Below are 14,128 nucleotides of genomic sequence, written 5' to 3'. Positions count from 1 at the left end.
TCTTTCTCCTTTCTCAAAATTTATTTTTTAAAAATTTTTCCATCTTTTTAAGATATCCTCTATAATTTCACATTCAGACATTTCAGAAAAATTGTAAACAATATAGTTCTTTTCTTTTTTAAACCAAGTCAGTTGTCGCTTTGCGTAATTTCTGCTTTCTTTTTTTATTAATTCTATGGCGCAATCAAAAGTTATTTTATGTTCAAAATATAGAAATAATTCCTTGTAGCCTATCGAAGATATTTTATAAAGATTCTTTCTGTACTTATTATATACTTTTTTTGCCTCTTCAACAAGCCCATTTTTAATCATAATTTCCACGCGTAAATTTATTCTTTCATACAATTCATCACGATTTCTATTTAAGAAAATTTTTAAAAATTTATAATTATTATTTTTTATATTTTTCATCCTTAATTCACTAAATTTTCCATTAGTTAAATAACAAACTTCTATTGCTCTAATTAACCTTAATTTATTAAATAAATCAATTTCATTGTAAGATTTTTTGTCCAAATCTTTTAAAATTTCCTGTAATTCTTCCAAAGATTTACTGGAAAGTTCTTCTCTAATTTTTTCATTTTTTGGCGGCAAATTGGCAAATCCATCAGTTATAGATTTTATATAAAGTCCTGTTCCACCGACAAGCATAATATTTTTATTTTTAGATTCCAAATTATTTTCTTTTTCAAATAAAATTTTGTTGACTTCTTTTTCAAAATCTCCGACAGAATAATCACTGCAAGGATCTGCAACATCAATCATATAGTGCTTTACCCCCTGCATTTCCTTTGGGGATATTTTAGCTGTTCCAATGTTTAACTCTTTGTAAATTTGAGAAGCATCTGCGGAAATAATTTCGCTATTTATTTCCTTTGCTAACTTTATTGATAAATCTGTTTTCCCAACTCCAGTAGGTCCAGCTATTACAATTCCTTTTAAATTTTTTTTCACCCCAATTTCTTTCCATCCTTTCCTTTTATTTTTTCTCTTGTTTTTTCCTTCCCCCATTTTTTATTTTTTAAATCACATATTCAAATTCATATCCAGCGATAAGTATTGTATCTCCTTCTTTTACACCTGCTTTTTCAAGCTCAGCTTCCATTCCCAGACTTCGCATTTTCTGTAAAAAATTAATAATTCCCTCTTCTCCAATAAATACATATTTATTAAGTACATCATCCACAATTCGTCCATCCACTTCAAAGGCGTTTTCACCAGTTTGTCTTATTTCCCAGTCCTCTTTTTTATTAATGTCACTTAATAAATCCTCAACTGATTCCACTTCTTCCAACGGTTCTCTAGGAATAGTTTGAATCAATTCCCAAGCTTTAGATAAAACCGGTTTTATCCCATCATTCGCAATAACCGAAATTGGATATACAAATTCAGCTCCATTTTCTTTTACAAATTTTTCAAACTCGTCGTATTTTTCATCTTCATAGAGCATATCAATCTTGTTTGCTACAACAATTTGTTTCTTTTGTGACAATTTTTCACTATAATTTTTTAACTCCTCATTTATTTTTAAAAAATCTTCTTTCGGATCCCTTCCGTCAATTCCAGAAATATCAACAATGTGAATAATCGCTTTACATCTCTCAATATGCCTTAAAAATCTATCTCCAAGTCCCACTCCTTCATGAGCGCCTTCAATCAAACCTGGTACATCGGCAATTACAAAGCTTTCTTCATCTCCCATTCTGACAACTCCCAATTTTGGTTTTAAAGTTGTAAAATGATAACTTGCAACTTTTGATTTTGCTTTTGACACCTTGTTTATGAAGCTTGATTTTCCAACACTCGGATAACCAACTAAAGCAATATCTGCTAGCATCTTTAATTCCATTTTTATTTTTAGCTCAATGCCCTCTCTTCCACTTTGAGCGATTTTTGGCGCTTTTGTTACAGAAGATTTGAAGTGGATATTTCCACGGCCTCCATCTCCTCCTTTTAAAAACACCACTTTTTCATTGGGACTACTCAAATCAAGTAAAAGCCTATTTGTTTCAAAATCCCTAATCATCGTTCCAACTGGTACTTTTATGACCAAATCTTCTCCAGATTTTCCCGTTGCACGAGATGGCATCCCCTTTTGCCCATCTTGAGCCTTAAATTTTTTACTGCTTTTAAAGTCTACCAACGTATTGATATTTGGATCTGCAAGAAAGACAATATCCCCTCCTTTTCCGCCGTCTCCGCCATCAGGTCCGCCAAACTGGACAAACTTTTCACGCCTAAAAGTAGCGGCTCCATCTCCTCCTTTTCCAGAAATTACCGTAATTACACTTTCATCAATAAACATCTATTTTATCTTCCTTTTCTATATTCTATCTTTTTTATTTGCTCCACTTTTTTTCTTTTATCTTCTTTTCGTTTTAGTTTGCTTAACATTTTCCTTCTTATTTCTTCTGTAAATCCAAGGCTCAATGTAACCTTTTCTTGAAAATAATCCCAATTTTTTTTGTTTTGCATTTTGCTGATACTCTTCAAATTGCGTATCATTTTTGGCGTATTCCTGATACCACCATGCGTTTCCAGTTTTTACCATCTCTTCATTGATATTTTTACCATTTACATAAATAACCGCAACTGTTCTGCCATATCTGTCCTTATTTTTCACTTCTATGCTCAAAGTTTTCCCGGCCACTAATTTTTCTAAAGCTTGTCTACTTTCAGGACCATAATCCTGCGATTTTTCAGGCGCATCCATTCCATACATTCTAATTTTTAACATTTCACCGACAAATTTTCCATTTTCAACTTTTTGAATATTAATTGTATCTCCATCGCTGACTTTTAGCACTTGATAACCGTCAGAAATTTTTGGAATTACTTCTTTTTTTTCTTTAGATTTTTTAATTTTAGGATTTTTTGTGGCACTTTTAGAGATTTTAGCACTTTTAGTATTTTCACTGTTTTTTATATCTTTTCCGTTTTTGTTAAACATCCCAAAGAGCATAAATACTGCAATTATAACAACTGCCATAATTAATATTATCTGAGATTTTCCATCATCAATTTTTTTAGCCATTTTTCTCCTATTTTTCTATTTTTCCAATGCTTGTTTAAAGTCTGCAATTAAATCGTCAATATTTTCAAATCCGACTGCAATTCTAATCAATGAATGTGTAAATCCTCTTGCTTCCTTTTCCTCTTCAGGCATTTCAGCGTGAGTAATTGTGCTTGGATGGGTTACCAATGTTTCAGCTCCACCAAGACTAGCAGCAAATATTGCCACATTTAAACTTTCAAAAAACGTTTTTACTTTTGAGTCGTCTTTTAGAGTGAATGAAAATACTGCTCCACCACCAGTTGCTTGACTTTCGTGAATTTTTTTACCTTTGTTTGTATCCAAAGTTGGATAGTAAATTTTGTCAACTGCATCATGTTTTTGGAAAAACTCTATCAATTTTTCTGTATTTTTTTGTGCAGCTTCCACTCTTAATTTAAGTGTTTTAAGACTTCTCATAAGTAGCCAGCTGTCAAACGGAGAAATTAGCGCTCCCGCCGCAGTTTGAGCAAATTGAATTTTTTCTGCCAATTTTTCATCGTTTGTAACTGCAACTCCCGCAAGTAAATCGTGATGTCCAGATAAAAATTTAGTTGCGCTGTGAATTACAATGTCAACTCCAAAATCAAGCGGTTTTTGCAAATACGGTGTCATAAATGTGTTGTCCACAATTGTAATTAAATTATGTTCTTTCGCAAGTTTTACAACTCCCCTTATATCAGTTACATCCAACAAAGGATTTGACGGTGTTTCGATAAGAATTGCTTTTGTATTAGGCTTTATTGCTTTTCTTATATTTTTCAAATCAGTTGTATCAACAAACGTAGATTCAACTCCAAATTTTGAATAAACATCGTTCAAAATTCTATAAGTTCCGCCATAAATATCTTGCCCCAAAATGATATGATCTCCTGCTTCAAATATTGTAAAAACTGAAGTTGTAGTTGCCATTCCAGATGAAAAGGCATATCCATATTTACCGCCTTCCAAATTTGCAAGTAAACTTTCGAGTTGATTTCTAGTTGGAGCGGACACCCTTGAATATTCAAATTCCTGCGTTACTCCAAATTCTGCAACAGGAAAAGTTGAAGCGAAATTTACAGTTGTTCCCCATAATTCTTTCTTTTTTTCCTTTTTTATTCCATGTATTGTCTTAGTTTCAAATTTCATGCTTAATCATCTCACTTTCTTTAAACTTTTATTTTCTATATTTTTATATTTCTTTTCTAATATCACTTATAACAGGTTTTTTTCGCAAAATTTTTTCAAATGCAATTCTTTTGGCCCCAACATCTGGCTCTCTGTCCAAAAATATTACTCCACAATACTTAAAATTCTGTTTTTCCAAAATTCTTCTCATTGGCTCATTATTTTCATGCGTATCTGCTCTCAAGCTGAAAATATTATTCTTTAGGCAGACATCTTGCGAAAATTCCAAAAGTTTTGTAGCAATTCCTTGATTTTTTACATTTTTATCAACCGCAATTCGATGAATTACCACATAATCACCGCAAGTTAGCCATTTCCCATCAATTTTACTATATGGTGTCTCTTTTTCAGGAGAGAGTGCAATTGTCGCCACAACTTTATTTTTTCCATCAATTCGAGTTTCCAGCACATAACTTATCCCTTTTTTTATATCACTTTCAATTGAGTTTCTATTTGGATAGCCATTTTGCCACTGATTTAGCTTCATTTTTTTTAGCTCTTCCTTTGCCATTTCAATGATTTCCAAAATTCTGTTGACATCTTTTGGCTCTGATTTTCTAAAATTCATTTAATTTCCCTCCTTTCCTAAAAAAAATTATATTTGCCAGTCAATCTCTTTTTTCCCTAATTTTTTCAGAATCTCATTAGTTTTTTTAAAATGTCCACAGCCAAAAAAACCACGACTTGCAGATAATGGACTTGGATGCACACTTTCCAGAATATAATGTTTTTCCAAATTTATAAGCTTTTTCTTACTTTTTGCATTATTACCCCATAAAATAAATATAATCGGATCTTCTCTTTCGTTTAAATAACTTATCACATTGTCAGTAAAAATTTCCCATCCGATTTTTGAGTGAGAATTTGCTTTTCCTGCAACAACTGTAAGAGCTGTATTCAAAAGCAGCACTCCTTGCTTTGCCCACTTTTCCAAATATCCGCTATTACTCATTTGATAGCCGTATTCATCACTAATTTCCTTATAAATATTTTTTAACGACGGTGGAAGCATAATTCCTTTTTTTACAGAAAAAGCCATTCCATGCGCCTGATTTTGTCCATGATAAGGATCCTGTCCAAGTAAAACCACTTTACAGTCCTTGTAACTTGTAAGTTTAAAAGCTGTAAAAATTTCTTCAGCTTTTGGATAAATTTTCTTTGTCCTATATTCAGACACCAGAAATTTTCTCATCTTTCTATAGTAATCTTTTTCAAATTCTTTGTGATAACTAAAAATCTCATCCCAGTCATTTCCAATATTAACCATTTTTTTCCTCTTTTCAGCTTTCAACTTTTTTATTTTAAATTTTTTATTTACGACTATTTTTATTTCTAATCTTTAAAATTTATAACAATCTTTTTCTTTTCCATTTTTAGATTCACAATTTCTACACCTGCATTTTTCAATATTGTTCTCGAAGCAACAGTTGATTCCAAATTCTTATGTTTATCTGAAAAATAGATAACTTTTTTTATTCCTGATTGCACTATCGCTTTTGCACACTCATTGCATGGGAAATGTGTCACATAAATTGTGCTTTCTTTCAAAGATTTTATGCTGTTTAAAATTGCGTTTAATTCGGCGTGAACAACATACGGATATTTTGTGTCCAAAAAATCTCCAGTTTTCCCCCAAGGCATCTCATCGTCAGAACTTCCTAAAGGGAACCCATTGTAGCCCATTCCAATTATTTTTTTTTCCTTGTCAATTATACAAGCTCCCACTTGTGTCGATGGATCTTTACTTCGCATTCCAGACAAAAAGGCGACACCCATAAAATACTCGTCCCACGAAAGATAATCATCTCTCTTTGGCATCTTTTTCACCTCGTTTTTATAATTTTTTGTTTTTTTAATCAACTTTCATTTTTCTTCTCACATCTTTAAACTGAACTTCCACAGCATCATTCTTGCTAAGCTCAATTCCCCTTTTCACAATTTTTCCATTTTTTCTCGTAATTGTATATCCTAAATTCAAAATATCCTGAACAGAATATTTAGAAATTTTTAGTTTTTTATACTGCAAATTTTTTTTTGCGTCATTCAAAATATTTTTTATCGCAAAATTTATATTTTTCTCTTTTTCTCTCAAGTTTTCTTTTCGCTTAAAAATCTCTTTTTTTAAATCAATTTTATTAATTTGCTGTTTTCTGTATTCTAACTTTTCCTCAGCTTTTTTCAAAATTCTTTTAAGTTCTTTTATTAAAATTTTCTCTTTTTCAATAATTTCCATTTTTTTGTCGTCTAAAATATTCAAGAAATTTTTTATATAGTAGTTATTTTTCTTTTGCTCCAATTCTTTTCTCATCAAAGTTACACGATTTTGTAAAATTTTAGTAAGTCCATTTTTTTTATTATTCAATTCCTCAATCAAATTTTTCTTTTCAGGAATCAAAATTTCTGCAGCTTGAGTTGGAGTTGCAGCACGTCTATCAGCCACTAAGTCCGATAGTAAATTGTCAATTTCGTGTCCAACTGACGAAATAATCGGAATTTCAGACTTGTAAATCGCTTCTATTACGATTTCTTCATTAAAAGCCCACAAATCCTCAATACTTCCACCTCCACGTCCGACAATGACCGTATCTACACAAATTTTATTCTTTTCTTCAAAATTTTTAGCCCTATTGAAAAACTCAATTCCACTCACAATTTCCTGTGCCGCCCCATCTCCTTGAACTTTTGCAGGATAAAGAAAGATATTCACATTTGGAAATCTTTTGTGAGCTGTATTTACTATGTCTCGAATTGCAGCTCCTGTCGCAGCTGTCACAACTCCCACATTTGTTGGAAGTTTTGGAAGCAATTTTTTTTGGCTACTGTCAAAATAGCCCTTTTCATTATATTTTCGCTTTAACATTTCCATTTTTTCATAAAGTGAGCCAATTGAATTAGTTCTCTCAAGAAAATCGGCGACAATCTGATAACTTCCACTTCTTTCATAAAGAGTAACATTCCCCCTTATTTTCACTTGTTCCCCCTCTTTTAAATCCACAGGAACTCCACGGTACTTATATCTAAAAATTGCACATTTCACGCTAGCTCCAGCGTCTTTTAGAGTAAAATACAAATGCCCTGAACTGTAATAAGTTATATTTGAAATTTCACCTTGAATGAAAATATTTTTAAATGTATTTGTTCCTTCCAAATACTGTTTTACTTCAAAATTAATCTCACTTACCGAAAATACCGTTGCTTCCACATCTTTTCACCTTCTTTTGTCAAATAACTTTCAAATTTTTAATTTCATAGTAAAATTATACTTTACTTTGTTCGTAAAATCAAGGTTTTTTTATTAATAAATAATAAAAATAGTGAAACATAAAAGTCTCACTATTTTTTTATTCATGCTAAATTGTAAAAAAGTTTTCTTCAATTAGTAAATCAATCTGAATCCAAGTCCACCTCTTACATTTTCTCCCTTAGTGTCATATCCAGCATTTACTGTTACTCCGAATCTTGTGTTGTCAATTCCAATGTTAAGGTCAAACTTACCGCTTCCTTTTCTGTCTTCTTGCTATAAATATTGATGTCTTTTGTATTTTTCTATCATAACTACGTAATTAAGCTGTTTCATTCACTCTTACACCATATTTAAAAGTTTTATTCCAGTAAATATTTTCAAGTGTAGAAATTACAACTCCTTTTGATGTTGAAGCGTTTAAGAATAATGAATTTCCCAAATACACGGCAGTATGATTTCCTGTGCCTTCTGGTTTAAAAAATACAATATCTCCCGCTTTTAATTGGCTTCTTGGGACATGGTTTCCCGCTTGAGCTTGGTCAACTGACCGTCTTGGCAGCTCAAAGCTAAACACTTCCCGATAGACTCTCCGAGTGAATGCCGAGCAGTCGATTCCACTTGCAGAATCTCCACCAAGCACATATTTTGTCCCTTTCCATTGCTTATATGCCCGCAGTAATTTATTTTGCAGCGCCACAACTTTTTTTTGACTTGATGTTCCTTCACTTAATATTTTTCTCTGCTCCATTTTTAATTCTGTCAATTTCTGCATTACTAGCCGGGAATTTGGCATCTCTTCATCAACCAGTTCCTTTTCATCCAATAGCCCATTTGAATTAATATTCGTTGTGATATAATCTGAATCATCTTCTTCTTTTTCCGAATGCTTTTTCGCAATTTTATTTTTTATTTCATCATTATTTTCTTTTGACTTTTTATTTTTTTTAGTGTCATTTCCTTTTTTATAATAACTTTTACTTCATCATTTTGACTAGTATTTGCAACGACAGGATTAGCGCTGCTGTCCTTATCTAAATTAGTTTGTAAACCTGTACAACTTGCAGTAAGCAGCATACAAGCCGATGTAAATGCTATCTTTCTTCCCATTTTCTTTTTTTCCCTTTCCTTTCTTTTCTCTCCAATAAAAATGCTAAAATCCATCAATTTTTAAATATTAATAAAAAGAAATAAAAAGCGATTATTTTAAAAAAAATGGTATTACTAAAAAAATTAAAAAAACTAACTTTCAATTATCAAATTTACAGGTCCATCACTTTCTGAAACAATTTTCATATTTGCTCCAAATTCACCTGAACCAAATTTTATTTTTTCTTCACTTAATTTTTCTAAAAATAAATCGTACAGTTCTTTTGCTTTTTCCGCTTTTGCCGAATCAACGAAACTTGGTCTTCTACCTTTTTTAGTATTTCCATAGATTGTAAAATTACTGACGACCATTACTTCATATTCTAGATCTTTTAACGACAAATTTAATTTTTCATTTTTATCATTAAAAATTCTTAAATTTATCAATTTATCTATACAATATGTTATATCTTCTCGTGTATCTTCATTTTTTATTCCGACAAAAGCTAAAATCCCTTTTTTTATCTCCTCCTTAAATTTATCATTGACAAACATTTTAGCATAATTTACTCTTTGAATTATTAATTTCATTTTATATTCTCTCTCTTTTTGCAATTATATCATTTTTTTAAATTTGTATAGAATTATTTTTATCTTTTTTTAATAATATCTTTTTTCTTCTCCAATTGTTGTATCAAAGCTATGTCCTGGATAAACTTTCGTATCTTCTGGATACTGCATAAGTTTTTTTAGCGATTTCCCCATTTCAATTGGATTACTTGTAGGCAAGTCAACTCTTCCATAAGTTCCTTTAAAAATCGTATCTCCTGTAATCATAACTTTTTCCTTTTCATTATAATAGCAAATATCTCCCGATGTATGCCCTGGTGTTTCTATTATTTTAAAAATACATTCATCTTCATCTTCCGTAATTCCCGCTAATCCAATCATATCATTTTCCTTCACGGTTCTGATGTCCAAACTTTTGTCAATTTTAAATTCCACATCTTGCCAGATACAAAGCGAAATTTCTGGATTAAACAAAAATTCGTAACCTTTTTCACTCACAAAAAGTGGAACTTTTTTGTATTCCATCATCGAATTAATTCCCAAGATATGATCCCAATGTCCGTGCGTCAAAAGTACCGCCACCATTTCCAGCTCATTTTTTTCCAAAAAGTCAATAACTTTTGTCATTTTTTCTTCTCCTGGATCAACCACAAAACATTTTTTTCCACATTTTACTATGTAACAGTTGCTTCGTGCCAAATTATCGTTTACAAATCTTATTAATTCCATTTTTATTTCTCCCTTCAAATTTTATTTATTTTTAAATATTTTAAATTATTTTTATTTTTTATAAAAATTTTTTAATAAAATTATTTATTTTTTATCATCACATTCATATGCGGATAAGGTATTTCAATCCCTTCTTTTTCAAATTCTAATTTTATTTTTTCATTTAATTTTAACTTTAAATCTATGTAGTGTTCAGTTCTCGTGTAGACATAGACATAAAAAATTATCGCAGATTCTCCTAGTTCTCCCACACCAATAATCGGTTTATGCGATGGCAAAATCAACTTGTCATGTTCTGTAATCTCTTTTTCTTTTTCAACTTCTTCGAGTTCATCGAGCTCCTCTTTTAAATTCTCATGCGCTGATTTTTCAGCTTCTTCCATTTTCTTTCTGGAAAATAACGTAGAAAAGAAATTTATTTTTTTTCTTTCCTTCGATTCCAGAACTGTACTTTGCCACTTTTTAAACAAATTTTCTTTTCTTTTATCTTCTTCGATTTTATCCATTGTCTCTTCTTTAATAATCTTATTAATGACCTCTTTAACCTTTTGAATATCACTGTCGTAAGATACTCCTATGGTTAAATCTAGCCGTCTTTCTCCATCTTCCCTTATGTTTCTGATTTCTGTATTAGTTATAATTCCATTTGGAATGATTACAAGCTCATTTTGCGGATTTATAATTTTTGTGTAAAATAATTCAATTTTTTTTACAGTTCCGATGTAATTATTATATTCAATCGTGTCTCCCACACGAAACGGCTTAAAAGTAAGAATAATAATTCCACCGCAAAAATTTCCCAACGTTTCTTTAAAAGCGATCCCAAACACTATCCCAGCCGCCCCTAAAAATGTTGTAATTGAAGTCGTATTAATTCCCAAAATTCCAATTGAAATATAAATTAATATAAAATAGTAAATAACCGAATAAAGTGAAATCAAAAAAGATGCAATACTTTTATCCATATTCGATTTTTCAAATATTAAATTTAATATTTTTTCAATTCTTCCTTTAAATATTTTTGCAATTTTAAACATAATGTAAATAATAAATAATTTAAAAATATTTGTCTTTAAAAATTTAATTATGTTGTCAAGTTCCAAAAATTTTTGCAATGCAGTTAGTTTCATTTTTTCTCCTATTTTCATTCTATTCTAAAATTATAAAATTATAAAAAAATAGAAATATTTTTTCTATTTCTATTTAAGAATAAGCGGGGCAAGACCCCCTTGATAATTTTTTTAAACATTAAATCTAAAGAACATAACATCTCCGTCTTGCACAATATACTCTTTCCCTTCAAGCCGCATCGCACCTTTCTCTTTTGCTCCGTTCCATCCATTTAATTCAATAAATTTATCAAACGAAACAACTTCTGCTCGAATAAATCCTTTTTCAATATCCGTATGAATTTCACTAGCCGATTTTTGTGCATTTGTTCCTTGTTTAATCGTCCAAGCTCTGACTTCCTTCACTCCAGCCGTAAAATATGTAATTAATCCCAATAATTTAAATCCAGCACGAATTAATCTATTTAAACTTGGCTCTTTAATTCCAAGTTCATCAATAAACATCTGTCTTTCCTCTTCATCTTCAATTTCGATTAATTCAGCTTCCACTTTTGCCGAAAAAGTCACAACTTCGCTGTCATACTGTTTTGCAAATTCCCTAACTTTTTTTACATAGTCATTTTCAGTCTCGCTTGTCAAGTCATCTTCAGAAATATTTGCTGCAAACATCATTGGCTTTATAGTCAAAAATTGATAAACTTTTATTAATTCTTCTTCCCTTTGAGTAAATTCTAAAGTTTTTAACAATTTGAATTCTTCCAAATGTGCCTTACATCTTTCAAGAACTGCAAGTAATTCCTTTCCTTCAGCGTTTCCGCCACGAGCCAGTTTCTGATTTTTCTGAATTGCTCTTTCGACAGTTTCCAAATCAGCGAAAATAAGTTCCGCATTGATTGTTTCAATATCTCTAATCGGATCAACGCTTCCTTCCACATGAATAATGTTGTCATCGTCAAAACATCTTACAACTTGACAAATTGCAGCCGTATTTCTGATATTTGACAAAAACTGATTTCCAAGCCCTTCCCCTTTAGAAGCACCTTTCACAAGCCCCGCAATATCCACAAATTCAACTGTCGCTCCAACCGTTCTCTCTGGATTAATCACTTTTTCCAAAGCCTTTAGCCGTGGATCTGGCACACTCACAAGCCCCACATTTGGCTCAATTGTCGCAAACGGATAATTTGCTGCCTCTGCATTCTGTGTTTTTGTTATTGCATTAAATAATGTTGATTTTCCTACATTTGGTAATCCTACAATTCCTATTCCTATCATTCTTTTTATTTCCTTTCTTAAAATAAATACTTTTTAAATAATTTTATATATTTGCAAATATATTTGCTATTTTCCATTTTTCCTTATCGGTTGTCTTATTCAAAAAATAGTCAATGTCATAAATTGGAATAACAGTTATCCCAAAATAGTCGTACTCCTTGCCAAACATTTTTTTTATATCTACTTTTTGACTTTTTATAAGTGCCTTTGTTGGCCTTTCTCCAACTGAAATTATATATTTAGGATTCACCAGAGCAATCTGTGTATCCAAAAAGACACTGCACGCACTGATGTTTTCTTCTTCGATGATATTATCTGCTTTATAGCACTTTGTGAGAGTTGTAAAATAACATCTTTTCATATCCAAATTTGAATATTTAAAAAAATTTTTTAATAACTTTCCGTTTTCATCTTCTAGCAAAAGTCCTCTCTCTGCTTCTTTTCCATTTATTTCATCCATCAAAAAGAATATTTCAGCTTCTTGGTTTCCTTGCCCAACAATGCGGACATTGTCGTATTTTTTCCCCAATTTACATCTCTCGCAAATATCTACTTCAACTTCCAAATTTTCCCACATATTTTTTCCTTTTAAAATTTCAAAAAAATTAATTTCTTATATTTATTTTACAGTTTCGCCACTAAATTAACGATTTTTTAAGGTAATTTGTAAATTTTTGTACCTGCCTCCCCAATAACTTCAATTTCCAAATTTTTTCTGTTTTCTTTTTTCAAAATCTTGTGCAGCGAGTTATAAGCCAGTTCTGGCGTGTTGTTATCTTTACTTATATGCATTAAATAAACTTTTTTTAATTTGTCGCATAAAACTTCTCCAACTAACTTTGACGCATCTTCATTTGACAGGTGACCGTATCTGCTTTTCACACGATTTTTCAACTCCCAGTGATAAGGTCCTGTTATAAGCATCTCGTAGTCATAGTTGCTTTCCAAAACGATGACATCACTATTTTTCAAATTTTCTCTTATAATATTATTCACACATCCAACATCACTCGCATAAGAAAGTTTTTTTTCACCAAATTCAAAAGTGTAGCCCAGACATTTTTTTGCGTCATGCATAACTTCAAAATTATTTATCACACAATTTTCAATCACAATTTTATCTTCTCTTATAAAATTAAGATTTTTTTTATCTATTTTTCCAATTTTATCTTTAATTACGCTGTAAGTCAATTCGTGTAAATATATCGGAATATCATATCTTCTGGATAGAACTCCAAGCCCCAGAATATGGTCAGTATGCTCGTGCGTCACAAAAATTCCCTCTATGTCTTCAATTCGCTTTTCTATGTCATTCAATCTTTGAGCCGTTCTTTTTCCGCTAAATCCTGCATCAATTAAAAATTTTTTATTTCCCATTTCAATAAAACTGGAATTTCCACTGCTTCCACTCCCTAAACTTGAAAATTTCATTTTTTTTGATTTCCTTCATTTTTTTGTTTAATTATCAACATATAATTATATTTTTTAAATTATTAAATATTTGGTGTAACCTTTCCACTTTTTTTATCGTAGACCCAGCCACCTTTTTTATCTTTTTTTATTACAATTTGGTTGCTTCTTTCCCTATGAAGCTTCAAATTTTCAGGAATTTCATAAATTTGTTCAGTCCCATAGAATGTACTAAAATTAAAACCGTCATTTTTAGGACTTTTGACAAGAGATAAATTATTTTCAAATCCCGCAATCTCAGGATAAATTCCCTCTTTTTTATAATATTCATTCACAGCATTCTGAAATCTTGCCGTCTCTACTTGCACATCAGCCTTTATTAATTTATCGGCTTTTCTTGAAGCCATGATTACGACAATAAAAATTGCAACAGCGAATGCAAACACAAAAGAAATACTTCTGAATAACAATTTTTTCAATATTTTTGAACTATTTTCATTAAACGCCATATTCTTCTCCATT

17 protein-coding genes are annotated in these 14,128 nt (G+C 30.9%); all 17 read right to left on the bottom strand.

Features of this window, described 5'->3' with window-relative positions; all coding sequences use genetic code 11:
• Positions 1-27 precede the first annotated feature (27 nt).
• The 17 genes from miaA to AB8B22_RS04150 all read right to left on the bottom strand — a co-directional run bounded on the left by miaA (position 28) and on the right by AB8B22_RS04150 (position 14,115).
• Positions 28-954, bottom strand: coding sequence for a tRNA (adenosine(37)-N6)-dimethylallyltransferase MiaA (gene miaA / locus AB8B22_RS04230; protein WP_369711777.1), 927 nt, complete (start codon positions 952-954; stop codon positions 28-30).
• 67 nt (positions 955-1,021) lie between these two features.
• The gene (obgE, locus tag AB8B22_RS04225; protein ID WP_369711776.1) at positions 1,022-2,305 is read right to left on the bottom strand and encodes a GTPase ObgE; all 1,284 of its coding nucleotides are present in this window, start codon (positions 2,303-2,305) and stop codon (positions 1,022-1,024) included.
• A 57-nt stretch (positions 2,306-2,362) separates the two neighbouring features.
• A complete protein-coding gene (locus tag AB8B22_RS04220; protein WP_369711775.1) occupies positions 2,363-3,034 on the bottom strand; it encodes a thermonuclease family protein in 672 nt (223 codons plus the stop codon).
• Between the two features lie 15 nt (positions 3,035-3,049).
• Positions 3,050-4,183, bottom strand: coding sequence for a trans-sulfuration enzyme family protein (locus tag AB8B22_RS04215; protein ID WP_369711774.1), 1,134 nt, complete (start codon positions 4,181-4,183; stop codon positions 3,050-3,052).
• Between the two features lie 43 nt (positions 4,184-4,226).
• The gene (locus tag AB8B22_RS04210) at positions 4,227-4,790 is read right to left on the bottom strand and encodes a GNAT family N-acetyltransferase (protein ID WP_094080621.1); all 564 of its coding nucleotides are present in this window, start codon (positions 4,788-4,790) and stop codon (positions 4,227-4,229) included.
• Positions 4,791-4,817: 27 nt separating this feature from the next.
• The gene (locus AB8B22_RS04205) at positions 4,818-5,489 is read right to left on the bottom strand and encodes a uracil-DNA glycosylase (protein WP_094080622.1); all 672 of its coding nucleotides are present in this window, start codon (positions 5,487-5,489) and stop codon (positions 4,818-4,820) included.
• 65 nt (positions 5,490-5,554) lie between these two features.
• The gene (locus AB8B22_RS04200) at positions 5,555-6,040 is read right to left on the bottom strand and encodes a deoxycytidylate deaminase (RefSeq protein WP_369711773.1); all 486 of its coding nucleotides are present in this window, start codon (positions 6,038-6,040) and stop codon (positions 5,555-5,557) included.
• A 34-nt stretch (positions 6,041-6,074) separates the two neighbouring features.
• A complete protein-coding gene (xseA, locus tag AB8B22_RS04195; RefSeq protein ID WP_369711772.1) occupies positions 6,075-7,424 on the bottom strand; it encodes an exodeoxyribonuclease VII large subunit in 1,350 nt (449 codons plus the stop codon).
• A gap of 361 nt (positions 7,425-7,785) precedes the next feature.
• The gene (locus tag AB8B22_RS04190) at positions 7,786-8,289 is read right to left on the bottom strand and encodes an NlpC/P60 family protein (protein ID WP_369711771.1); all 504 of its coding nucleotides are present in this window, start codon (positions 8,287-8,289) and stop codon (positions 7,786-7,788) included.
• 83 nt (positions 8,290-8,372) lie between these two features.
• The gene (locus tag AB8B22_RS04185) at positions 8,373-8,573 is read right to left on the bottom strand and encodes a hypothetical protein (RefSeq protein ID WP_369711770.1); all 201 of its coding nucleotides are present in this window, start codon (positions 8,571-8,573) and stop codon (positions 8,373-8,375) included.
• Between the two features lie 132 nt (positions 8,574-8,705).
• Positions 8,706-9,143, bottom strand: a complete 438-nt coding sequence (gene dtd / locus AB8B22_RS04180; RefSeq protein WP_369711769.1) for a D-aminoacyl-tRNA deacylase — start codon at positions 9,141-9,143, stop codon at positions 8,706-8,708.
• 69 nt (positions 9,144-9,212) lie between these two features.
• Positions 9,213-9,851 (bottom strand): MBL fold metallo-hydrolase, encoded by a 639-nt coding sequence (locus AB8B22_RS04175; RefSeq protein ID WP_094080626.1) that lies wholly within the window; start codon positions 9,849-9,851, stop codon positions 9,213-9,215.
• Positions 9,852-9,931: 80 nt separating this feature from the next.
• Positions 9,932-10,981, bottom strand: a complete 1,050-nt coding sequence (locus AB8B22_RS04170; RefSeq protein ID WP_369711768.1) for a mechanosensitive ion channel family protein — start codon at positions 10,979-10,981, stop codon at positions 9,932-9,934.
• Between the two features lie 111 nt (positions 10,982-11,092).
• Entirely contained in the window at positions 11,093-12,196 is a 1,104-nt protein-coding gene (gene ychF / locus AB8B22_RS04165; RefSeq protein ID WP_018498778.1) for a redox-regulated ATPase YchF, read from the bottom strand.
• Positions 12,197-12,239: 43 nt separating this feature from the next.
• Positions 12,240-12,773: a uracil-DNA glycosylase family protein gene (locus AB8B22_RS04160; protein WP_094080629.1), complete on the bottom strand. Its 534-nt coding sequence runs from the start codon at positions 12,771-12,773 to the stop codon at positions 12,240-12,242.
• A 77-nt stretch (positions 12,774-12,850) separates the two neighbouring features.
• Positions 12,851-13,627, bottom strand: a complete 777-nt coding sequence (locus AB8B22_RS04155; RefSeq protein WP_369711767.1) for an MBL fold metallo-hydrolase — start codon at positions 13,625-13,627, stop codon at positions 12,851-12,853.
• A 62-nt stretch (positions 13,628-13,689) separates the two neighbouring features.
• On the bottom strand, positions 13,690-14,115 hold the full coding sequence (locus tag AB8B22_RS04150; protein WP_094080631.1) for a competence protein ComE: 426 nt from the start codon (positions 14,113-14,115) through the stop codon (positions 13,690-13,692).
• Between the last annotated feature and the right edge of the window lie 13 nt (positions 14,116-14,128).

This window comes from Leptotrichia rugosa, assembly GCF_041200005.1.
Lineage (GTDB): Bacteria > Fusobacteriota > Fusobacteriia > Fusobacteriales > Leptotrichiaceae > Leptotrichia > Leptotrichia rugosa.
Note: the sequence above shows the minus strand (reverse complement) of the source record. Positions and strands in the feature narration are given on the sequence as shown.

What these genes read in the sequence shown, in the direction of transcription:
- obgE (WP_369711776.1), bottom strand. Translation starts at nt 2,305, where the DNA reads ATGTTTATTGATGAAAGTGTAATTACGGTAATTTCTGGAAAAGGAGGA.
- AB8B22_RS04220 (WP_369711775.1), bottom strand. Translation starts at nt 3,034, where the DNA reads ATGGCTAAAAAAATTGATGATGGAAAATCTCAGATAATATTAATTATG.
- AB8B22_RS04215 (WP_369711774.1), bottom strand. Translation starts at nt 4,183, where the DNA reads ATGAAATTTGAAACTAAGACAATACATGGAATAAAAAAGGAAAAAAAG.
- AB8B22_RS04210 (WP_094080621.1), bottom strand. Translation starts at nt 4,790, where the DNA reads ATGAATTTTAGAAAATCAGAGCCAAAAGATGTCAACAGAATTTTGGAA.
- AB8B22_RS04205 (WP_094080622.1), bottom strand. Translation starts at nt 5,489, where the DNA reads ATGGTTAATATTGGAAATGACTGGGATGAGATTTTTAGTTATCACAAA.
- AB8B22_RS04200 (WP_369711773.1), bottom strand. Translation starts at nt 6,040, where the DNA reads ATGCCAAAGAGAGATGATTATCTTTCGTGGGACGAGTATTTTATGGGT.
- AB8B22_RS04185 (WP_369711770.1), bottom strand. Translation starts at nt 8,573, where the DNA reads ATGGGAAGAAAGATAGCATTTACATCGGCTTGTATGCTGCTTACTGCA.
- dtd (WP_369711769.1), bottom strand. Translation starts at nt 9,143, where the DNA reads ATGAAATTAATAATTCAAAGAGTAAATTATGCTAAAATGTTTGTCAAT.
- AB8B22_RS04175 (WP_094080626.1), bottom strand. Translation starts at nt 9,851, where the DNA reads ATGGAATTAATAAGATTTGTAAACGATAATTTGGCACGAAGCAACTGT.
- AB8B22_RS04170 (WP_369711768.1), bottom strand. Translation starts at nt 10,981, where the DNA reads ATGAAACTAACTGCATTGCAAAAATTTTTGGAACTTGACAACATAATT.
- ychF (WP_018498778.1), bottom strand. Translation starts at nt 12,196, where the DNA reads ATGATAGGAATAGGAATTGTAGGATTACCAAATGTAGGAAAATCAACA.
- AB8B22_RS04160 (WP_094080629.1), bottom strand. Translation starts at nt 12,773, where the DNA reads ATGTGGGAAAATTTGGAAGTTGAAGTAGATATTTGCGAGAGATGTAAA.
- AB8B22_RS04155 (WP_369711767.1), bottom strand. Translation starts at nt 13,627, where the DNA reads ATGAAATTTTCAAGTTTAGGGAGTGGAAGCAGTGGAAATTCCAGTTTT.
- AB8B22_RS04150 (WP_094080631.1), bottom strand. Translation starts at nt 14,115, where the DNA reads ATGGCGTTTAATGAAAATAGTTCAAAAATATTGAAAAAATTGTTATTC.